At 60.7% G+C, this 20979-nt stretch carries 22 protein-coding genes; 12 read left to right on the top strand and 10 right to left on the bottom strand.

What is annotated here, in order from left to right:
- Positions 1–4: 4 nt before the first annotated feature.
- Positions 5–439, top strand: a complete 435-nt coding sequence (locus tag AC2FIR_RS03560; RefSeq protein ID WP_480813070.1) for an NUDIX hydrolase — start codon at positions 5–7, stop codon at positions 437–439.
- Here AC2FIR_RS03560 and AC2FIR_RS03555 read toward each other — a convergent pair.
- The 6 genes from AC2FIR_RS03555 to AC2FIR_RS03530 form a co-directional block, all read right to left on the bottom strand.
- Positions 417–3818, bottom strand: a complete 3402-nt coding sequence (locus tag AC2FIR_RS03555) for an efflux RND transporter permease subunit (RefSeq protein ID WP_496744984.1) — start codon at positions 3816–3818, stop codon at positions 417–419. The genes AC2FIR_RS03560 and AC2FIR_RS03555 overlap by 23 nt on opposite strands.
- Before the next feature lie 5 nt (positions 3819–3823).
- A complete protein-coding gene (locus AC2FIR_RS03550) occupies positions 3824–5278 on the bottom strand; it encodes an efflux RND transporter periplasmic adaptor subunit (RefSeq protein ID WP_170679619.1) in 1455 nt (484 codons plus the stop codon).
- Between the two features lie 106 nt (positions 5279–5384).
- Complete coding sequence (gene moaB, locus AC2FIR_RS03545; RefSeq protein WP_170807379.1) at positions 5385–5927, bottom strand: molybdenum cofactor biosynthesis protein B; 543 nt, start codon at positions 5925–5927, stop codon at positions 5385–5387.
- Between the two features lie 6 nt (positions 5928–5933).
- Positions 5934–6554 (bottom strand): LysE family translocator, encoded by a 621-nt coding sequence (locus AC2FIR_RS03540; RefSeq protein WP_496761919.1) that lies wholly within the window; start codon positions 6552–6554, stop codon positions 5934–5936.
- Positions 6551–7150 carry a metallophosphoesterase family protein gene (locus AC2FIR_RS03535; protein WP_170679613.1) on the bottom strand — a complete coding sequence of 200 codons (600 nt, stop codon included), beginning with the start codon at positions 7148–7150 and terminating at the stop codon, positions 6551–6553. The genes AC2FIR_RS03540 and AC2FIR_RS03535 overlap by 4 nt, the downstream gene beginning before the upstream one ends.
- Entirely contained in the window at positions 7147–7914 is a 768-nt protein-coding gene (locus AC2FIR_RS03530) for a uracil-DNA glycosylase (protein ID WP_170614347.1), read from the bottom strand. Before AC2FIR_RS03530 ends, AC2FIR_RS03535 begins: the two co-directional genes overlap by 4 nt.
- Before the next feature lie 762 nt (positions 7915–8676).
- Between AC2FIR_RS03530 and AC2FIR_RS03525 the strand changes: the two genes are divergently transcribed.
- The 7 genes from AC2FIR_RS03525 (at position 8677) to AC2FIR_RS03495 (ending at position 13324) form a co-directional block, all read left to right on the top strand.
- Positions 8677–9612 (top strand): aspartate carbamoyltransferase catalytic subunit, encoded by a 936-nt coding sequence (locus tag AC2FIR_RS03525; RefSeq protein ID WP_496744988.1) that lies wholly within the window; start codon positions 8677–8679, stop codon positions 9610–9612.
- A complete protein-coding gene (locus AC2FIR_RS03520) occupies positions 9609–10127 on the top strand; it encodes a hypothetical protein (RefSeq protein ID WP_496744990.1) in 519 nt (172 codons plus the stop codon). The genes AC2FIR_RS03525 and AC2FIR_RS03520 overlap by 4 nt, the downstream gene beginning before the upstream one ends.
- The gene (locus AC2FIR_RS03515) at positions 10112–10498 is read left to right on the top strand and encodes a hypothetical protein (RefSeq protein WP_321249373.1); all 387 of its coding nucleotides are present in this window, start codon (positions 10112–10114) and stop codon (positions 10496–10498) included. The genes AC2FIR_RS03520 and AC2FIR_RS03515 overlap by 16 nt, the downstream gene beginning before the upstream one ends.
- Entirely contained in the window at positions 10495–11775 is a 1281-nt protein-coding gene (gene pyrC, locus AC2FIR_RS03510) for a dihydroorotase (protein WP_496744992.1), read from the top strand. Before AC2FIR_RS03515 ends, pyrC begins: the two co-directional genes overlap by 4 nt.
- Positions 11775–12380: a glycerol-3-phosphate 1-O-acyltransferase PlsY gene (gene plsY / locus AC2FIR_RS03505; RefSeq protein ID WP_170614342.1), complete on the top strand. Its 606-nt coding sequence runs from the start codon at positions 11775–11777 to the stop codon at positions 12378–12380. The genes pyrC and plsY overlap by 1 nt, the downstream gene beginning before the upstream one ends.
- Positions 12377–12658, top strand: coding sequence for a hypothetical protein (locus AC2FIR_RS03500; protein ID WP_496744994.1), 282 nt, complete (start codon positions 12377–12379; stop codon positions 12656–12658). Before plsY ends, AC2FIR_RS03500 begins: the two co-directional genes overlap by 4 nt.
- A 189-nt stretch (positions 12659–12847) precedes the next feature.
- Positions 12848–13324 (top strand): YHS domain-containing (seleno)protein, encoded by a 477-nt coding sequence (locus AC2FIR_RS03495; protein WP_170614454.1) that lies wholly within the window; start codon positions 12848–12850, stop codon positions 13322–13324.
- 54 nt (positions 13325–13378) lie between these two features.
- Here the strand turns inward: AC2FIR_RS03495 and AC2FIR_RS03490 are convergent, their stop codons facing one another.
- The gene (locus AC2FIR_RS03490; RefSeq protein WP_170614341.1) at positions 13379–14362 is read right to left on the bottom strand and encodes a quinone oxidoreductase family protein; all 984 of its coding nucleotides are present in this window, start codon (positions 14360–14362) and stop codon (positions 13379–13381) included.
- 190 nt (positions 14363–14552) lie between these two features.
- Here AC2FIR_RS03490 and AC2FIR_RS03485 point away from each other — a divergent pair, with 190 nt between their 5' ends.
- Entirely contained in the window at positions 14553–15410 is an 858-nt protein-coding gene (locus AC2FIR_RS03485; protein ID WP_170614340.1) for a DUF2189 domain-containing protein, read from the top strand.
- A gap of 37 nt (positions 15411–15447) precedes the next feature.
- Here AC2FIR_RS03485 and AC2FIR_RS03480 read toward each other — a convergent pair whose 3' ends face one another.
- Positions 15448–16434: an NAD(P)H-quinone oxidoreductase gene (locus AC2FIR_RS03480; RefSeq protein ID WP_480912576.1), complete on the bottom strand. Its 987-nt coding sequence runs from the start codon at positions 16432–16434 to the stop codon at positions 15448–15450.
- 55 nt (positions 16435–16489) lie between these two features.
- Positions 16490–17182 carry a COQ9 family protein gene (locus tag AC2FIR_RS03475; RefSeq protein ID WP_496744997.1) on the bottom strand — a complete coding sequence of 231 codons (693 nt, stop codon included), beginning with the start codon at positions 17180–17182 and terminating at the stop codon, positions 16490–16492.
- 111 nt (positions 17183–17293) lie between these two features.
- Here AC2FIR_RS03475 and rpsU point away from each other — a divergent pair, with 111 nt between their 5' ends.
- Both rpsU and AC2FIR_RS03465 read left to right on the top strand, forming a co-directional pair.
- Positions 17294–17500, top strand: coding sequence for a 30S ribosomal protein S21 (gene rpsU, locus AC2FIR_RS03470; RefSeq protein ID WP_005614280.1), 207 nt, complete (start codon positions 17294–17296; stop codon positions 17498–17500).
- A gap of 310 nt (positions 17501–17810) precedes the next feature.
- A complete protein-coding gene (locus AC2FIR_RS03465) occupies positions 17811–18872 on the top strand; it encodes a CAP domain-containing protein (protein ID WP_496744999.1) in 1062 nt (353 codons plus the stop codon).
- A 47-nt stretch (positions 18873–18919) separates the two neighbouring features.
- On the opposite strand, the gene ppk2 is transcribed toward AC2FIR_RS03465, so the two are convergent.
- Entirely contained in the window at positions 18920–19837 is a 918-nt protein-coding gene (gene ppk2 / locus AC2FIR_RS03460; RefSeq protein ID WP_170614336.1) for a polyphosphate kinase 2, read from the bottom strand.
- Positions 19838–20136: 299 nt separating this feature from the next.
- On the opposite strand from ppk2, the gene AC2FIR_RS03455 reads away from it, so the two are divergent.
- Positions 20137–20976 carry a CPBP family intramembrane glutamic endopeptidase gene (locus tag AC2FIR_RS03455; RefSeq protein WP_496745001.1) on the top strand — a complete coding sequence of 280 codons (840 nt, stop codon included), beginning with the start codon at positions 20137–20139 and terminating at the stop codon, positions 20974–20976.
- The last annotated feature ends 3 nt before the right edge of the window (positions 20977–20979 follow it).

Below are 20979 nucleotides of genomic sequence, written 5' to 3'. Positions count from 1 at the left end.
GGTGATGCAATACCCAAAAATCGGCGCTCTGGCCGTTGTTGTCCATCAGGATCAGGTGTTGCTGGTTCAGCGCTCCAAGCAACCGGATGCCGGGCTTTGGGGATTTCCCGGCGGTCATGTCGAATGGGGCGAGACCGTGATGCAGGCCGCGCAGCGTGAATTGCACGAGGAAACATCGGTGATGGCTGAACCTCTGCAGTATCTGGACAATCTGGATCTGCTGCGTCGTGATCCCAACGGGCAGGTTCTGTCGCATTACCTGCTGGTCGGCGTAGCCTGCCGATATCAGGCCGGCGATCCGGTTGCCGGCGATGACGCGATGGACGCGCGCTGGTTTCCCATCGATCAGATCACGCGCGGCGAATTGAATATGAGCGCACGTGTCGCCGACCTGCTGGAGACCGCATTGGACGGGGTCAAGCCCCGATCCGGCCTCTGAGCCGCGCGTAAATCAGACCGGATAGCGCGACGCTCAGCACCAGGATCAGCGCCGCACCGGCAGCGAACACACCCAGTCCCATACGCAGAACCGCAGAACCATCTTCGCCGGGGTAAAAGTCGGCCAGAGCGGTCAGCGGCGTGCCCGCGACAGCGGGCCACACCATCGTCACCGCAAACCAGGCCAGCAATGCCAAACCGGTTATGACAATCATCCCTTGCACCACCCTATCCGGCGCGCGCAGGGCGCGACGCATTGAGGTCATCGGACGTGTCACGTCATTCAGGATGGCCAGCAGCGCAGGTACAAGCAACAGAACCAGAAGCATTCCGAACCCAAGACCGTAGACCAGCGTGATTACTGTGGGCTTGAGGAACTGCGCCTGCTGCGAGCCTTCGTACAGCAGCGGTGTGAGACCCAGGACCGTGGTCAAAGTGGTCAGCATCACCGGCCGCAACCTGTCGGCTGTGCCTTCGACAATGGACGGAATCAACCCCCTGTCCTGTTGATAGGCGTCGATGGTCGTCACCAGCACGATGGAGTCGTTGATGATTATCCCTGTCATCCCCAGCAGGCCCACGACCGTGAACATGCTAAGCGGTACAGCCCAGATGTAGTGGCCCCAGATGGCACCCACGAGGCCAAATGGAATGATCGCCATGACTAACAACGGCCGCGTCCAGCTCGCAAAGACCCAGGCCAGAACCAGATAAATGCCCGTCAGGCACAGGATCAGGCCGGTGCGCGCCTGCGACAGGAAATCATCTTCCTGCTCACTCAGCCCCGACATGCGCCATTCGACCTGCCGCTCGGAGGCGATTTTGGGCAGGATTTCCTGACTGAGTGCGCGTTCGATTTCTGCAGCACGATCGGGGTCATCTTCGGAGATGTCGCCATTTACCGAGACCACCCGCAAGCCATTCTCGCGCCGGATCGTGGAAAAGCCTGACTTTCGCTGGACCGAAACGATATCGGCCAGCGGTACGTATATCCCTTCGGGCGACCGCATCAGTGTGCGTTCCAGAAAATCGGCCGTCAGTTCGCTTTCGGGCAGTTCAACCCGTATTTCGGCGCTGCGCGGACCATCCGGGAAGGTTGCGGCCTCGATGCCGTTCAGGCGGCTGCGCAGAACCCGGCCCAGCGTTTCGATCCGGAATCCCAGGGCCTGACCCTGTGCTGTGAGTTCCAGGATGAAGTCTTCCTTGTCATAGGCCAGATCGTCCTGCAGCGCGGAAACCTCGGGGTATTTCGACAGTTCGGTCTGCAAATCCTCGGACGCCGATTTGAGCGTGTCGATCTCAGCCCCATAAAACTGAACATCGATCGCATCGCCGCCTGGGCCGGACCGCCAGCCGCGAAACGTGACAAGCTCGACCTTGGGATGGCGCGGAACATATTCCTGCAATTCTCCGACAAACTCGAAACTGGAATAGGGGCGCTGATCGGCATCGATCAGTTCGATGGAAATACCCCCCAGCAGCGACCCGTCCTTGCCGTCTGCCGCCGCAAGCCCATAGCCCGGCGTGTCGCCGATCTGGGCCAGCGCATATTCGATGGGATTGCGCCCATGGCGCTCCGCATAGATCTGACCCATCTCTTCGGCGGCCTGCTGCAACATGCGCATCATTTCCAGCGTGTCATCCCGCGTCGCCCCTTCGCGCATGATGAAGCTGCCTGTGACCGAACCACGCTCGGGCGCGTTGAAAAAGCGCCAGTTCACATCTCCACGGATAAACAGCGCGACCTGACTGGCCAGAATCACCACCATCACCGCGACAACCACATAGCGGGCCCAGACCACCCAGCCGATCAGCGGCCGGAACAGGTGGTCGCGCACCCAGCGAAACCCCTTGTTCACCACCCGGTTGGGCAGGTCATACCAGTGTTCCTTGGCCGAGTGTTTTATGGCATGGGCCATATGGTTCGGCAGGATCAGGAAACACTCGATCAGTGAGGCGATCAGGACGGCAATCACGGTAAACGGGACATCGCGGATCAACACCCCGAAGCGCCCGCCAACCAGGGTCAGGCCAAAAAAGGCGATAACCGTCGTGACTGTTGCGGCAAAGACGGGCATCGCCATCCGTCGCGCGGCCCGTTCGGCTGCAACCATCGGTGCCTCGCCCAATCGCCGTGCACGGAAATCGGCATGTTCACCGACCACGATGGCGTCATCGACCACAATACCCAGTGTGATGATCAGGCCGAACAGTGAAACCATGTTGATGGACAGCCCGCCGATATACATGAACGCGATCGCGGCGGACATGGCGACGGGAATTCCGGCTGCAACCCAGAACGCAATACGCGCATTGAGAAAGAGAAACAGCAGGCAGACCACAAGACCCAGGCCGAGCAGACCATTGTCTACAAGAATGTTCAGCCTGTCGGTGATGGCCTGCGCCCGGGTCCGGATCAGTTCGATCGTGACACCATCGGGCAGACTGGCTTGCATCTCGGCGACGACATCCTCGACCCGATGCTGGATGTCGATCGCATCCCCAAGATTCGAGCGATCGACGCGGATCGACATGGCCGGGTCGTCATCGACGAAATAGCTGCGATGACGGGTGACGCCTTCGACGAAAATCCGCGCCACATCGCCGACCACCAGCTTCGCGCCGTCCTCGAACGTGCGCAGCGCAATGCCTTCGATTTCTTGGGGCGTACGTTTTTCTGTGCCGGCTTTGATGCGTGCATTTGCCCCAGTTACCAGCCCCGCAGGGCTGGCATTGACCTCGGCCGCAATGGCCGAGGCGATTTCGGACAGGGTGATGTCATTGGCAATCAGCTGCGCGGTCGGCACCTCGACCACCACACGCGGCGCGGCAATGCCGCGGATCGATGTGCGGGTCACACCGGCTGCGAACAGGCGGCTGATCAGCTCATCGGTGAAGTTCGCAAGCTGTTCGGTCCCGACCGGTCCGGTCAGTACGACGTCCGTGACGCGATCCCGCCAGGCGCCGCGCCGGATAATAGGCTCGTCAGCGTCGTCCGGCAGATCGGTTACAGCGTCAACAGCGGTGCGCACCTCCTCGACGGCGCGGGCCATGTCCCAGTCCGGTTCGAACTCCATCCGGATGCGCGAATGTCCGGGATGCGAACTGGATTCGGTGCTGGTCACGCCCTCGACAGCCAGCAGGGCCGGTTCCAGAACCCTGACGATGGCACTGTCCATATCCTCGGGGCCGGCCTGATCCCAATTGACGGTGACGTCCACCCGTTCCAGCACCACATCGGGAAAGAACTGCGCCCGCATGTTCGGAATCGCGGCGGCGCCCAGAACCAACATCACCAGCAGCAAAAGATTGGCCACGGTCCGGTGCCGGATGAAGTAGCTCAGGATACCGCCTGCTGCACCGGGGATTTCGCGCATCATGACGCTTATCCCCCTGTCGGGCTTTCAAGACGGCGCACCAGCGATGCAGGCACTTTCGCCTCGCTCAACTGGCCCAGCACGCGGGCCTTGGCGTCCTGCGACATGCCTGCGCTGGCTTCGACCTGCGCCACAAACTGCGCGCGTTGTTCATCCGACAACTCGACCATATCCGTGTCCGATTGCGCCCGGGCTTCGGCCCGCAAGGGGCGCACACGTACGCCCGCGCCCAGCAACGGGGTGCGCCCGATCACCACCTCGCGCCCTTCCAGCCCCTGCCCGCGCAGCAGAACCTCATCGCCCTGTCGGCGGATCAATTGCACAGGCAGCGCCTCAAGCCGGTCGCCATCACCCAGCACCAGTACGGTGCCAAACGCATCAAGAGCCGTCGACGGCATGCGAACAACATTCTCGACGGGTTGTTCCTCGACCGAGACCGTTACGAAGTCACCGGGTTTGAAACCAAACGCATCATTCAGGCGGGCATAGATCAACCGACCGGTCTGCCCTTCCCCCGCCGATCCGCTGTCGCGGCTGATCCGGCCAAGGGCGACCAGGTCAGTGCCGGTCACTTCCAGCGACACGGAAACGGGGGCTTTGATCAGCTCGCCCCGCGCGTCCAGCAGGCGCACATACTGTGCGGTCGACACCCGAAACGCCACTTCCAGCGCGTCCGGATCGACCAGTTCGGCCAGTTTTTCATTGGCCGTCACCAATCGGCCCTCTACCAGTGTGACATCGGTCAGCGTGCCGCCAAACCGGGCGCGAATCGTCATGTCGTCCAGATCCCGCTCGGCCGCTTCCAAGGCGATCCGCGCGCGGGCCAGCAACGTGGTGGCCTGATCGACACGGGATTCGGCCTGCGCCAGTGCGATCCGCCGGGCCAGAACCGATTGCTGAGCCGACGCTGCGGCCAGTTCAGCCTCTTCCACGCTGGCGGCGGCACCAACGCCACGGCTTTGCAGATCCTTCTGGCGCTGCAGGGCGCGTCCGCGCAACTCGGCCTGAGCTTCGGCCGAGTTCAACTCGTCCTGCGCCAGCAGCAGCGACCGTTCGGCATCGCGCTCTTCGAACTGGGCATCCAGCAGATCGGACTTGGCACGGTCCAGCGCCGATTGCGCATCGGCGGGGTCCAGTTCAACCAGCACCTCGCCAGCGGACACAACGCCGCCATCTTCAAATTCCTCGGCCAGGGACACAACCCGCCCACCCAGAGCTGCGCGCAACTCAAGCCTGCGGCGGCTTTGCACTTCGCCAAATGCATCCAGATAGGGGATTACCGTTTCCACCAGCGCGGGTTTGACGCTGACCGCAAATACCCTCTCCTGCGCTGGCGGGCGGTTTTCGTCCCTGGTCAACACATCCTGCAGCGCATTTGCGATCATCTGTGCAGCCACAAACAACAGGGCCAGCGTCAGGGACGCCAGAAAGACACCGACAAGGCTTTGCCTCAGAAATCGCATCAATCATTCACCCAAGTTGCAACAGGCTGCCATACGCGAAATGTAGCTGGACCGGAAAATAAGCCAAGCCACAAGGCGGTTATAAGGACTTGAACGTATGACCAGTCTACTTCCGTCGCAGATGTTCGTCCAATCGCGGCATTATTTCCACAAAATTGCAGGGGCGATGCCGGTAATCGAACTGTTTTTCCAAAATCCCGTCCCAGGCGTCCTTGCACGCGCCGGGACTGCCGGGGAGGGCAAACAGATAGGTCCCGCCCGCCACGCCGCCTGTTGCGCGCGACTGAACAGCCGAAGTGCCGATCTTTTCCATCGAGATGATGGTGAAGACGGTTCCAAACGCCTCGATTTCCTTTTCATAGACGTCTCGATGCGCCTCGACCGTGACATCGCGCCCCGTCAGGCCGGTCCCCCCGGTCGACAGGACAACGTCAATATTGGGCTCGGCGATCCAGGCGCGCAGCTGATCTGCGATCTGGCTGCGCTCATCCGGCAGGATTTTGCGGTCGGCAAGGGTGTGGCCGGCCCGTTCAATCCGGCCGACCAGGGTCTGGCCTGAACGGTCTTCCTCGATCGAGCGCGTATCTGACACGGTCAGAACGGCGATACGAACCGGGATGAACTCCATGGTTTCATCAATGCGTGACATTTGGCGTCAGGCCCTTTCCATGATGGCAAGCCGGATCGCCAGAGCGGTGAAGATGCCGCCACTGACCCAGCCCAGAATTCTGGACGCGCGGGGGCTGTTGATCAGAATTTGACCCGCGCCCCCGGCAAACACGCCCACCAGCCCGTTGATAACGAACCCGCCGATGGAAATGATCGCCCTGAAGATCAGGAATTGCAGCAGAACGGACCCCGAGGCGGGGTTTACGAATTGCGGAATAAAGGCAAGGACAAACAGAATGACCTTCGGGTTGGTCAGGTTGACCAGAAACCCGTCGCGAAAGGCATAGCGTGTCGGTTTTGCCGGACCTTCGGCCGAGATCGCGCCGTGCCGTATCGCACCCCATGCCAGATACAGCAGATAGGCGACACCCAGCCAGCGGATCGCGTCGAACACCCACGGAACAGCGGCAACAACCGCGCCCAATCCCAGTCCGGCCAGCGAAACATGGATCATCGAGCCCATCGAAATTCCGGCGCTGGCGGCAATCGCGGGTTTTGTGCCGGATCGCAGCCCCTGCCCGAAACAGAACATCATATCCGCACCCGGCGTGAGGTTCAGTGCGATGGCCGCAGGCACAAAGGCCAGCAGCGTCACGGTCTCGATCATGCGCGGACCTCGAACCAGTTGACTTGCGGACCGAGATTGGCGACCTGCGACCGGCCGATCGAACCGCGATACCCCCAGCTGTCATGGATATGGCCACCAAGCACCAACGCGGGCTGAATCCGTTCAATTGCATTCCGGATGGCCGTAGACCCGACTGAAAGCCCCTGAGACGTCTTATCGCCGTATCCTTTCGGCGGTGAATGCGCGATCAGGATGTCAGTCCCGACGCATCGCGCAAGCATTTCTGTCGCATCGCCTTCGGTCATGTCACAGGACCAGTCGCCAAAAGGCGTAACCGGCACGCCGTAGCCCAGACCGAACAGCCGCAGCCCGTCGACGGTCATACCGGACCCGTGCAGCACATGCACCCCGTCGGGGACGGCATCTGCCAGCTCTTCAGCGCTTTCCGCATTGCCCGGCACCAGAACCATCGGTGCCGCGATACCGGACAGCATGGCCATCGCTTCGTCCAGACCCTGACGCATGTTGCAGTAATCCCCGGCCCCGATCACCAGATCGGCCTCTGCACTGGCCGCAACCAGATCGGCGGCGCGGTTGCGCGCCATATGCAGGTCCGAGAACGCCAGTATTTTCATCGCTTCGCCTCCAGCCACGCCCTGAGTTCCAGCAGATCGGCCCAGGCCTGCCGCTTCATCTGCGGCTGCCGCAGCAGATAGGCAGGGTGAAACATTGGTATGACCGGCAGATCCAGCGCCTGTTCCCAATTCCCGCGCAGCCGCGTGATGCCGCGTTTTCCCAGCACGGCCTGACAGCTGATATTGCCCATCACCACAAGAACCTCAGGGTTTGCCAATGCGATATGACGCTGCAGAAACGGGTTCATCATGCCGATTTCCTCGGGCTTCGGATCACGGTTCTGCGGCGGGCGCCATGGCAGGACGTTCGTGATATAGACATTCTCGGCCCGGTTCAGATCAATGGCAGCCAGCATCCGGTCCAGCAATTGCCCGGCGCGACCCACGAACGGCTTGCCTTCGCGATCCTCATCCCGGCCCGGGGCTTCGCCTATGATCATCACCCGCGCGCCGGGGGTGCCATCCGCAAACACCAGCTGCCGTGCGCCCCGCTTCAGGTCGCACAGATCGAACGCATCCATCGTTGCGCGCAATTCCGGCAGCGACCCTGCCCCGCGCGCGGCCTTTTCGGCAGCCGCAATTGGGTCCGCCTGTCGCGGCTTTTCTTGCGACGAATGTTCAACAACCTGTGTCCGGGCCTTCGGCGCGGTATCCGGCAAGGCATAGCGGTCAACCGGCGCGTCACCGATAGCGTCGGTGACGCCCAGTTCAACCTGCCATTCCAGCAGGGCGCGCGCGGTATGATGGTCCATTGCCGATTCCATGCCTCATAATCTAACCAGCTTTGGCCCGAGGGAAAGCGAATAGACCTTGCCATGGCACCCGGTCGCACCGACGATGGCCATGCACATGCTGATTGCTCTGAGATATCTCCTGCTCCTGCTGCTGTTCAACGTCTTTGGCAGCGGACCGGCCATGGCGACCTTTCACGACAAGCACGGGCAGTGCCGCGCAGGGCAGTTCCAATGCGGCAGCACCTGCTGCAGCGGAGGACAGCGGTGCAGCTTTGACGGCCACTGCATCCGCGCAGGCGGAACCTATTGCGGCGGGGGCCGGTCTTGCGGGCCATTTGAACGCTGCGTGGCAGGCGGCACCCGCTGTGCGCCTGCAGGGGCAAACAAATGCACGTCGCGCCTGGATTGTCCAAGCAACAGTTTCTGCAACGGGCGCGGAGAATGCGAACGGATCACGCCTGAGTTCAACCCCGGGCTGCCAAGCGCCTGCGACGACGGGAATGTCTGCTCTGCGGGATCGTCCTGCCTAACGGCTGGCGGTTGCTCCCGTCCGGGCTGGTTTTTGTGCGAAAAAACTGGATCGCAGTGCCGTCCCGGCTTCAAATGCTCCAGAAATCAGGGCTGTGTGCCGGTCCGGGCCATCGATTGCGGTTATGGCAAATGGTGCAAACCCGGCGAGCAGTGCCTGCCGAAAGGCGGGTGCGAGAAACTGCCCGAGAGCTCTGATCCTTAGGTTGCCTTGCGCTGCGTGGCTTCTTATAAGCGGCCCGATTGTCAGACAGGAGCCCGCCCATGCGTTTCGCCCATCGTCACCTTCTTGGCATCGAACACCTGTCGCAATCCGATATCACCGTCATTCTGGATCTGGCCGAGAAATACGTCGACATGAATCGCCAGTCGTCGAAACACTCGGATGTGCTGGCGGGGCTGACCCAGATTAACATGTTCTTCGAGAACTCGACCCGCACGCAGGCAAGCTTCGAGATTGCGGGCAAGCGGCTGGGCGCGGATGTGATGAACATGGCGATGCAGGCCAGTTCGATCAAAAAGGGCGAGACGCTGATTGATACAGCTATGACACTGAACGCGATGCATCCCGATCTGCTGGTGGTGCGGCACCCGCATTCCGGCGCGGTCGATCTGCTGGCGCAGAAGGTGAACTGCGCCGTGCTGAACGCGGGCGACGGGCGGCACGAGCACCCGACGCAGGCGCTGCTGGACGCGCTGACGATCCGCCGCGCCAAGGGCCGGCTACACCGTCTGAACATCGCCATTTGCGGAGACGTGGCCCATTCCCGTGTGGCCCGCTCGAACCTGATCCTGCTGGGCAAGATGGAGAACCGCATCCGCCTGATCGGCCCGCCGACGCTGGTGCCTGCGCAATTCGCCGAGTTCGGAGCCGAAATCTACGACGACATGAACGAGGGCCTTAAAGATGTCGACGTGGTCATGATGCTGCGCCTTCAGAAAGAGCGGATGGATGGCGGCTTTATCCCCTCGGAACGGGAATACTACCATCGCTACGGGCTGGACGCCGCCAAGCTGGCGCTGGCAAAACCCGACGCGATCGTCATGCACCCCGGCCCGATGAACCGTGGCGTCGAGATCGACGGCACACTGGCCGATGACATCAACCGGTCCGTCATTCAGGAACAGGTCGAGATGGGCGTCGCGGTGCGGATGGCCGCAATGGAATTGCTGGCCCGCAACCTGCGCGAGGCCGCATGAGCGATCTGACTGTCGCCCCCCACGAACGCGGCGTGATCCGCCTGTTCACGCTGGACATGCGTTCCGAAGAGGCGAAGTTCCTGCGCGAACCGGGCGCTGCCGATCAGGTTCTGGGGGTTGACGGACTGAACCCGGACCAGATCGACGTTTTTCCGGTCTCGGACCTCGAAGACCTCGGGCTTTACGGCTATCTGAACGAGGGCTGCGGCGTCTCTGCCGACCAACTGGACCGCGCCGCGTTGGACGCCATCGAAGGCTGGGTGATGGTCGTGCGCAGTGCCGCCTTTGGCGACCGCCCGGTAACACTGACGCCGGACCCGAGGCTGCACCTGACCGGTCTTTATACCGAAGAGGCCACCAACTGGACCGGCGGCCCGATCGAAACCGAAAGCGCGAAACCGTTCTCGGCGCCTCTGACCGCCCCTGTTGATGACAAACCGCGCCGTATGGGGTCGGCCATTCTGGCTCTGGTGATCTTTCTGGTTATCGGAGGTGTCCTGTGGCTGATCCTGTAAGTTTCGCACCGGACAAAGGCGCCTATATCCGCACCAACGCCTGGCTCGCTGCCGGTGCCATGGCGTGTGCGATGCTGGTTCTCTGGCTGATCGGCAACCCCTACGTCTGGACCGGCGCACCCGCGGGGCTTGCCGCCATCGGCATCCGCGCCTGGTATCTGGCCTCCGAAGAACTGGTTGCCACATGGCAGATGACGGATACCATCCTGACCGGCCCCGGCCCCCGCAATGTGCCACTGAACCAGATCGATGCGGTCAACATCCTAGGCAGCTTCGTCCAGATCGTCACCAAAAGCGGTGACAAACATCTGATCAAATACCAGGCAGACCCTGCCGCCACCAAAGCCGCAATCGAAAGGGCCATTTCATGAGCACCGTTCTCTTCTCAAACGCCCGCCTGATCGACCCCGAGGCCGGAACGGATGCAACCGGGTGGCTGCAGGTCGCCGAGGGCCGGATTGTGGCGCGCGGAGAGGGGCAGGCACCGGTTTGCGACTCCCAAATCATCGACTGCGGCAGCCACTGTCTGGCACCGGGCATTGTCGATATCGGCGTAAAGGTCTGCGAACCGGGTGAACGGCACAAGGAAAGCTATAAATCCGCAGGTCTCGCCGCTGCTGCGGGAGGTGTGACCACCATGGTCACCCGGCCCGACACCAACCCCGCCATCGACACGCCGGAAACGTTGGAATTCGTCACCCGTCGGGCTCAGGCCGATACACCGGTTAACGTGCTGCCGATGGCCGCCCTGACCAAGGGCCGCGAAGGCCGCGAAATGACCGAGATCGGTTTCCTGCAAGACGCAGGAGCCGTTGCGTTCACCGATTGCGATCACGTTATCGCCAATACCAAAGTGTTCTCTCGCGCGTTGACCTACGCGAAATCTTGCGGCGCACTGATCATCGCGCATCCGCAGGAACCAGGCTTGAGCGCCGGGGCCGCCGCGACCAGTGGCAAGATCGCTGCCCTGCGCGGCCTGCCCGCCGTATCGCCGATGGCCGAGCGGATGGGGCTGGACCGCGACATCGCCCTGCTGGAAATGACCGGTGCAAAATACCACGCCGACCAGATCACCACCGCCCGCGCCCTGCCCGCGCTGGAACGCGCCAAGCGCAATGGGCTGGACGTCACTGCAGGCACCTCGATCCATCATCTGACGCTGAACGAACTGGACGTGGCCGACTACCGTACCTTCTTCAAGGTCAAACCCCCGCTGCGGTCCGAAGACGACCGGCTGGCGGTGATCGAGGCGCTGCGCACCGGGTTGATCGACACGATCAGCTCGATGCACACGCCGCAGGACGAAGAAAGCAAGCGTCTGCCGTTTGAAGAAGCCGCCTCGGGCGCGGTGGCGCTGGAAACACTGCTGCCCGCCGCGCTGCGCCTTTATCATGCCGAGCAGCTGGACCTGCCGACGCTGTTTCGCGCCATGGCCCTGAACCCGGCGAAACGGTTGGGCCTGGAGTGCGGTCGCCTGTCCAAGGGCGCACCGGCCGATCTGGTGCTGTTCGATCCCGATGTCCCCTTTGTGCTGGACCGGTTCGCCCTGAAATCCAAGTCGCAGAACACACCGTTTGACGGCCAGCGGATGCAGGGTAAGGTCACAGCGACTTTTGTCGCTGGCAAAGAAGTTTACCGGAGAACCTGATGCCCCTGATCGACAGTACCATGACCCAACTGATCCTGTGGGCTGTGATCGGTTACCTTATGGGGTCCGTTCCCTTCGGCATGATCATCGCCAGGGTCATGGGACTGGGCAACTTGCGCAGTATCGGGTCCGGCAATATCGGCGCCACCAATGTTCTGCGCACCGGCAACAAGGCCGCCGCCGCGCTGACCCTGATTTTCGATGCGGCCAAAGGGGCGGTGGCTGTTCTGCTGGCACGTTCACTGGCCGGAGAAGACGCAGCCCAGATTGCCGCCCTGACCGCTTTTCTGGGACATTGCTTTCCGGTCTGGCTGGGCTTCAAGGGCGGCAAGGGTGTTGCGACCTTTCTGGGCCTGTGGCTCGCGCTGGACTGGCGGGTCGGAGTTGCCTGCTGTCTGAGCTGGCTTGTGGCGGCAGCGATCTGGAGGATCTCCTCGGTTGGCGCGCTTGCGGCGGCGGCCCTGCTGACGGTCTGGATCGTTGTTCTGACGGATGGCGCGACGTTCATTCTGGGGATCATCCTGACCCTGCTGGTCTACTGGCGGCACAGTGCCAACGTCGCGCGTATCAAGGCCGGGACCGAGCCGAAAATCGGCAAATCGTGACCCCGCCAGACGAATTTCTGAACGCATTCTTTGCCCTGCCCATGGGCACTTTCACCGGGACAAGCCGCAACGGGCGTTATGTCGTGTGCCGCCAGACCGTGGCGAAAGGTAAGTCGCACAAGCTGGTGGCGCATCAGCTGGACGGCACAGATTTCATCAGCCTGAACCTGTATCAGACCAAGAACAGCGGTGCGCTGCTCCGGCCCTGCGAGATGTCTGCAGCCAAGGTGATCGCGTTCACGATCGCGCTGGTGCCCGATCCGCAACCGGCTGGCTGAACCCTTCGTTCCTGCACATCACCTATTCATAACCGCACAATCACAATTGATTGCTTTGAACGTGAACAGCCCGCTTCCCAACTGGGGTGTTGTGACGGCCAATTACCGACCGCACAGGACAAAATCACGAGGGAAACCAAGGTGCAATTCCAACGCCATCTGGTGACCCGGTTCACGAAAGGTGAAGCAATGAACAAGATCAAATCCCTTATCGGCGGCGTCGCGCTGTCTGTTGCAATTGCAAGCTCGGCCATGGCGGCGGGTGTTGAACTGAACGCAAGTTCGACCGGCCTGGCCTTGCAGGGCTACGACCCGGTGGCCTATTTCACCGCAGGTGAAGCGACCAAAGGCGACTACCGCATAACCGCACTGCACAACGAAGCGCTGTACCGCTTCTCCTCGGAAGAAAACAAAGCCGCATTCGAAGAGAACCCAGATGCTTACCTGCCGGCATATGGCGGCTACTGCGCCTTCGGCACGGCCATGGGCTTCAAGTTCGACGGTGATCCGAACTACTGGAAAATCGTTGACAACAAGCTGTACCTGAACCTGTCGGCGGACATCCAGGAACGCTGGGAAGGTGACATCCCGGGCTTCAACGAAAAAGCGGACGCGAACTGGGAAACCATCGCTCATAAAACCCCTGCTGAATTGCAGCAGCAGTAATTTTCTGATCCTTTCAGAACAAACGGCGGCGGAGATTTCCGCCGCCATTTGCGTTCAGGGTTCAAGAACCGTGCTGCCGGTCGTCTGGCGCGCCTCCAGCGCCCGATGCGCATCGGCGACTTGTGACAGGGCAAAGCGCTGATCGATGTGCAGCCTGACTTCCCGGCCTTCGACCTTGCCGAACAGACGCCGGGCCATGGCCTGGCATACCGAATGATCCGCGATGTGGGTGAACAAGGTCGGGCGGGTGATCTTCAGCGAGCCTTTGCGGCCGAGTATGCCGATATCCACCGGCGGCACCGGTCCGGACGCATTGCCGAACGAGATCATCATGCCCAATGGTTTCAGGCAATCCAGAGAACCTTCGAACGTATCCGCGCCGATTGAATCCATGACCGCGTCCACCCCCTTGCCGTGGGTGATCTCGGCCACGCGTTCGGCAAAATTTTCGGTCCGGTAATTGATGCATTCGGCGGCCCCGTTGAACCTGGCCAACTGGCATTTTTCATCCGTGCCCGCCGTGCCGATCAGGGTGATGCCCTCGGACTTGGCCCACTGGCACGCGATCAGTCCCACCCCGCCGGCAGCGGCGTGAAACAACACCGTGTCGCCGCGTTTCAGGGGCGTCGTCCGGTGAAACAGATATTCGACCGTCATCCCTTTCAGCATCATGGCAGCGGCGGCATCGAACGGAATGCTATCGGGCAGCGGGCAGACCTGCGCCGCCGGCATTACGCGTGCCTCGCAATAGGCACCTGGGGGAGCCGCGGCGTAGGCGGCACGCTGACCGGGTTGAAGGTGGCTCACACCCTCGCCGACGGCCTCAACGACCCCTGCGGCCTCCATGCCAAGGGCGTGCGGAAGTTCCAGCGGATAAAGGCCGGTCCGCTGATAGACATCGATGAAATTCAACCCACAGGCGTGATGCCGAATGCGAATCTCTCCCGGACCGGGATCGCCCACGGGCCTGTCTTCGATTCGCAGAACCTCGGGGCCGCCGGTTTCATGAATGACCACGGTACGTGCTGTTTGCTGCATGCTCACCTCCTTGCGCCTGTAACCAAGCTAACATGACTGAGGCACAGGGCAATTGACCTGTATCAGAATTATGGCGGCGCAAAAGAAGATACTGTGCTATAATGATTTCACACGTTGTCGGCTGATCCGGCCACGACCCCCTGCGCCGGACATGATCCGAGACGCAACCTCGTTAGGGGAGGGGATGAGTATGGCAAAAACAATCGGTAATCCAATCAGCTGGGCCGCCAGAAACATCAGTGCGTCCGGCGATCATATATCGGAAAGCGTATCGCGGATCGGAAGCGCCGACACCAAGCACCTGCCGGTGGTTCAAACGCTGACACTTCAGGACCTGCGTTCCTGCCTGAAAGCCGGATATCAGGACTTTCTGGAAACGCGCGCCGACGCGATCTTCGTGGTGCTGATCTACCCGATTGCCGGGCTTCTGATGGTCGGCTTCGGGCTGAACATGAACATGGTGCCACTGCTGGCGCCCCTGATCGCGGGCTTTGCCCTGATCGGCCCGGTCGCAGCCGTGGGTCTGTACGAAATCAGCCGCAAGCGCGAACAGGGCGAAGTGGTTCAATGGCTGGACGCGTTCGGTGTTTTCCGGTCGCCGTCCTTCGGTGCCATATTGGCGCTTGGCTTCTACCTGGTCATGTTGCTGCTGATCTGGCTGATGGCCGCACAAGCTATCTATGCACAGACGCTGGGGCCGGAACCGCCCGCCTCTCTGAGTGTGTTTGCAACGCAGGTGTTCACAACCGGCGCAGGCTGGACCATGATCGTTGTCGGAACCGCCGTCGGTTTCCTGTTTGCGCTTGTCGCCCTGGCGATCAGTGTTGTCAGCTTTCCGCTTCTCCTGGACAAGCAGGTCGGGCTGCCGGTGGCTGTGGTAACATCCTTCCGCGTGACGCGCCAAAACCCGGGTGTGGTGTTGACCTGGGGCTTCATCGTCGCGGCCCTTCTTATTCTGGGGGCCATCCCGATGCTGCTGGGCCTGATCGTGGTGATGCCCGTTCTTGGCCATTCGACCTGGCACCTGTATCGTCGGGCCATCGCCTGACGCGGTCGCGCGCGGGGCACCCCCGCGCGCTGTTCCCTTAGCCTGCGACGTTCAGAACGATCTTGCCGATATGGCCCGAGCTTTCCATGCGCGCATGCGCTGCCGCCGCTTCGGCCAAGGCAAACTCGCTGTCCATCACAGGTGAGATCTTTCCGGCATCCAGAAGCGGCCAGACCGCCTCGCGCAAGTCCTGCGCGATCTTTGCCTTGGCCAGATCGCTTTGCGGGCGCAGGGTGCTTCCGGTCAGGGTCAGGCGTTTCACCATCATCATGGCAAAGTTCAACTCGACCTTCGGACCCTGCAGGAACGCGATCTGCACCAGACGTCCATCCTCGGCCAACGCCTTGACGTTGCGCGGGATGTAATCGCCCCCCACCATATCGAGGATCAGATTCGCCCCGCCTTCGACCCGCATCGCCGCCACGAAATCTTCGTCCCGGTAGTTGATCGCCTTTTCTGCTCCCAGCCGGACACAGGCTTCGCATTTCTCGGCAGATCCGGCTGTTGCAAAGACCCGTGCGCCAAAGGCATTGGCCAGCTGGATCGCCGTTGTGCCAATTCCGCTGGATCCGCCATGGACCAAAAACCGCTCACCTGCTTTCAGCCCGCCGCGCATGAAGACGTTGGACCAGACGGTGAAGAAGGTTTCGGGCAGGCATGCGGCTTCTTTCATGCCCATACCATTTGGCACAGGCAGACAATGGGCGGCGGGCGTGGCGACATATTCGGCGTAACCACCGCCTGGCAGAAGCGCGCAGACCTGATCGCCGAGTGACAGCCCTTCAACCCCTGATCCGATGGAAACCACTTCGCCGGAAGCTTCCAGGCCCGGCAGATCACTGGCGCCCGGAGGGGGATCATATGCACCTGCGCGCTGCAGCGCGTCGGGGCGGTTCACCCCGGCATAGGCGACCTTCAGGATTACCTGACCATTGGCCGGTTTCGGAATCGGGCGTTCGGTCAATCGCAGAACATCCGGGCCGCCAGGCTCGGATATTTCTACGGCGCGCATCGTCTGGGTCATGGGCAAATCTCCTTTGCCCAATGCCTAGCAGGCAATTTCTGGAAGGCCCAGACGCTTACTCGCGCGGATTCAGCATCCCGGGCAGATCGGTCCGCATTTTCATCGGCGGCTTCACCTGCCCGGCCAGCCAGTTCGGAACCGCAAGGAACGGCTTGAACAGTAGATTGTCGTTCACCTGTGCCTTGAGCTTCTCGAACTGCATGACATTGTCGATGCGCCGGTCCAGAAACTCCCACGTCTTCTGATGCGCGGGGGACTCATCACCCAGCCAGAACAGCAGGGTCGAAGAATACACCCCCGACAGGGTGGCGCGTTTGGTGTACCAGTTCACATCATCGGAAGTGTCGCCAAGCGTATCCCAGATCAGGTCGCAGGTCTGCCACAGGGCCTTGGCCCCGTCTGCCGCATGAAGGGGCAGCGCAAAAAGGGTCATACCCTTGCGGACCAACTCCTTATCCTCGACGGCCTGCAACCGAAAGCGCACTGCGGCAGCGACCCGATCGCGGAATTTCAGATCGCCCAGATCTTCAGATTTCAGACGTTCGACCATGACTGCATCGCCGCGTGCGTGGAAAGCCAGCGCCAGATCGACCGCGCCACGCGGACAGATCGCACGTGCCAGACCTTCATCCATGTCACAGTCCGCAATGGCCGCGCGAAAGCCCACCTCGGACCAGCCGTCAAACGGAACGTGGGTCAGCATCGCGTCCAAAAGCTGTTGCTTTGCATCTTCATAAGTGGTGGTCATAGCGGTTCTCCGGTTCTCAGAGCCAGTACTAGACAAGATATAACGGCTTTGCTATACGGCCAACTCCTGCAATTTCCTTGCAACTCTATCTAGAAAGGTGGTGACAACCACATGCAGGTTAGTGTTCGCGACAATAACGTCGATCAGGCGCTTCGGGCCCTGAAGAAAAAGCTGCAGCGCGAAGGCGTGTTCCGTGAAATGAAGCTGAAGCAACATTTCGAGAAACCGTCCGAGAAAAAAGCGCGCGAGAAAGCTGAAGCGATCCGCCGTGCCCGTAAACTGGCACGTAAGAAAGCACAGCGCGAAGGTTTGCTCTAAGCACCTTGCTCGTCCAGCTTTGGATGACACTATTTGACGACCCCCGAGGCCCTGCCCGGGGGTTTGTCGTTTTCAGGGGGCATCGCCCGTTTGCCGGTTACATTCCGCCGACCCGTGGGACAGACCGCGCGGCAAGCTGCCATTTTCCCATCAGCAGCATTTTGCCCGGCATTTTGCAGCGCAGCGAATCTTGTCCGGAAAGCGCTACGTCGCCGTAAACCGCCGATCTTTCGACAGTCTCTATCGCTGTCGCGCCTTGCACCTCTAAGTGGCGTCGTCCGCAAGGACTCAACCATAAACGGAGGCAACAATGTCGACTGCAAACACGTTCGAACGCGAAATGCTGGCGCTGATCAATCAGGAGCGCACATCCCGCGGGCTGAACCAGCTGAAACTTGAAACCCAGCTGAACGACTCGTCGGAAAACCACAGCAGCTGGATGCTGAACACGGATACCTTCAGCCATACCGGATCGGGCGGATCGAGCGCGACTCAACGGATGGAAAATGCCGGGTTCGACCTGGAAGGCAGCTGGCGCACCGGCGAAAACATCGCCTGGCAATCCGAACGGGGTGCCCCAGGCATCAGCGACGATGTTGCCCAGCTACATCAGGGTCTGATGAACAGCCCGGGCCACCGCGCCAATATCCTGAACCCTGAATTCGAGTATATCGGTATTGGCATTGAAACCGGGGACATGCAGGGATTTGACGCGGTCATGGTCACCCAGAACTTTGCCGCAACCGATGCCGCTGTTCTGCCGGACACCGGAGAACCCTCGGCACCCGCCACGCCGGTCACACCGGTCGAGGAAACAACCGACCCGGAGGAAACGGATACCGAGACGACAGGCACGGATGTGACGGAACCCGAGGAGCCGGATAGCGAAACGACCGACACAGAAGTGACGGAACCGGAAAATCCGGAGACCGAAACAACCGACACCGAAGATACCGAAACGGAAGAGCCGGGGACTGAAACAACGGACACGGATGAAAACGAGCCTGAGGAACCGGAGATCGAAACAACGGACGCGGATGATAGCGAGACGGAAAATCCGGAAACCGAAACGCCAGATACTGAAGTGACCGATTCAGGCGAACCAGAGTCCGATTGTTTTGACGTACAGGCCTTTCTGGATGAGATCGCTTCATTCCTGGAAAACCTGCAGGCCCAGTTCGATCAGTTCGATTGGGATGGCACCGAAACCGCAGGCGACGAAACCGGTGACATGGATGACTTCGATCTTGTGACGGGTAAAGACAGCGAACACATGGAAGACCCTGCTGATTCCGGCACGGTCGCCGAAGACGGCTGTGACTTCATGATGCTCAATATCTTCGACGTGGACTGCATGATGGACGCAGCCTGATCCGGCGTTCCGGTGCGAGGCTGGACAACCAGCCTCGCACAACTTCATCAATAGATCTTTGGAACGTAAAGCTCATCCGGCAGGATGCGCCGTTCGTATTCGGGATTATACCGGCGGTCGGGCAGATTGACCTTGTCCTGCGGCACGTCCTCGTAAGGGATTTTGGTCAGCAGGTGCTCGATACAGTTCAGACGTTCGCGCTTTTTGTCATTGCCTTCCACAATATACCAAGGTGCCTCGGGGATATTGGTGCGGAAGAACATGTCCTCCTTGGCCTTGGTGTACGCCTCCCAGCGGATGCGGGATTCCAGATCCATGGGTGACAGTTTCCACTGTTTCATCGGATCGTGAATCCGCATGAGGAATCGCAGTTGCTGTTCTTCATCGGTGATCGAGAACCAATATTTCAGAAGAATGATCCCCGACCGCACCAGCATCCGTTCAAATTCGGGAACGTCCTGAAAGAACTGCTCGACCTGGTTTTCATTGGCGAAGCCCATGACGCGTTCGACACCGGCCCGGTTGTACCACGAGCGGTCGAAGAACACTATTTCGCCCGCCGCAGGCAGATGCGGAACGTATCGCTGAAAATACCATTGGCTCTGCTCCCGGCGGCTGGGCGCGGGCAAGGCCACAACTCGGGCGACGCGCGGGTTCAGGCGTTGAGTTATGCGTTTGATCACCCCCCCTTTGCCGGCGCTGTCACGGCCTTCGAACAGAATGCAGACCTTGGCGCCGGTGTGAACCACCCAATCCTGCACCTTGATCAGCTCGGCCTGCAGCCGCAGCAGGTTCTGAAAATAAACCTTGCGGTCCAGCATGTCGGGATGCTGGTCCTTGTAGATCTTGCGGACCTCCATCGAAAGCATTGGTTCGCTGAACTCGATTTCGAAATCTTCGTCCAGCGTGTCTTCCAGTTCCGCCTCAAGCCAATCTTTGGGGGTACTGTTGTTTTCGTAGGTCAAGGTCTGCTCCTTATCGTTCGTCGGGTCTGGACCGTACCGGGCAAGTGTAACTGCCGGATGTCACCGAAAATGCGGTGGCATCGCCAAATCCCCGGGCAAGTGGCGCTGACCTGACAGGTGCAGACCACGAAAACGGGGCCGTTGTGCGGTCTTTGTCCTGAATGTGGACCCATGGTGCCGGGGATACAAGCGTTAGAATTGACGCAATGCCAACAGGTTGAAACCAACAGGCCAGAGCGATATTGCCATTTCCCGCAATCAGGCGGCAACAATGCCGACATCGAATGCATGAGGCTTTTGTGGACCACTTTGTTTCTCTGTTGCCCGTGATCTGGCCATGGACGATCCTGATAACCGCTCAGGTAAGCACCTTGGCCGGGCACCTGCGGCTGGGTCTTGCGTTGCTTTCGGTTTTCGCGGTCGCCGCGCTGCTGACCGGGCTTCTGGCGCCGCTGGCAACCGGACTTGCCGTGTCGGGCTTGATAGGGGCCTGGATTCTGCATCGACTTCAGGGCCGGTGGGTCCTGATCGGGCATCTGGCGTTGATTGTCTGGTGCATCGCACTTGGCGCACATCTGCTGCCCGGATTTCGTAATCTTCTGGTCCTGGATCAGGTTCGCGCGGGTCCAGACAGCGCGCTGTTCTCAATGCACCTGAATCTGGACAAACCGCTGGTGTTCTTCGCGGTCGTGCTTGCTTGCCCTGCGATGTTGAGCCGAAAATCTCCGGTACGCTGGGTGCCCCTTGCGCTTGGTGTCGTAACTTTGCCGCTGCTCTTTGCAACAGGACTACTGACTGGGGCCGTGCATCCGGAAGTCGGCCTGCCTGAATGGTGGCTGACCTTTGCCCTTTCCAACCTGTTCCTGACCTGCCTCGCGGAAGAGGCCTTCTTTCGCGGCTATCTGCAAACGGTCCTTGTGTCCCGGTTCGGCCCTCCCGCCGGAATTGCGGTCGCAAGCCTTCTGTTTGGCGTGGCCCATGCGGGCGGTGGCGTCCCTCTGGTCCTGTTCGCATCGCTGCTTGGGCTGGGCTGCGGTCTGGGTTATTTCGCGACGGGACGAATTTGGGTTCCTGTTGTGATGCATTTCGCCTTCAACGCCCTGCATCTGGCCCTGTTCACCTATCCCGGCCCGGCCTGAAGA

Source organism: Ruegeria sp. CDSB136, assembly GCF_059610965.1.
Note: the sequence above shows the minus strand (reverse complement) of the source record. Positions and strands in the feature narration are given on the sequence as shown.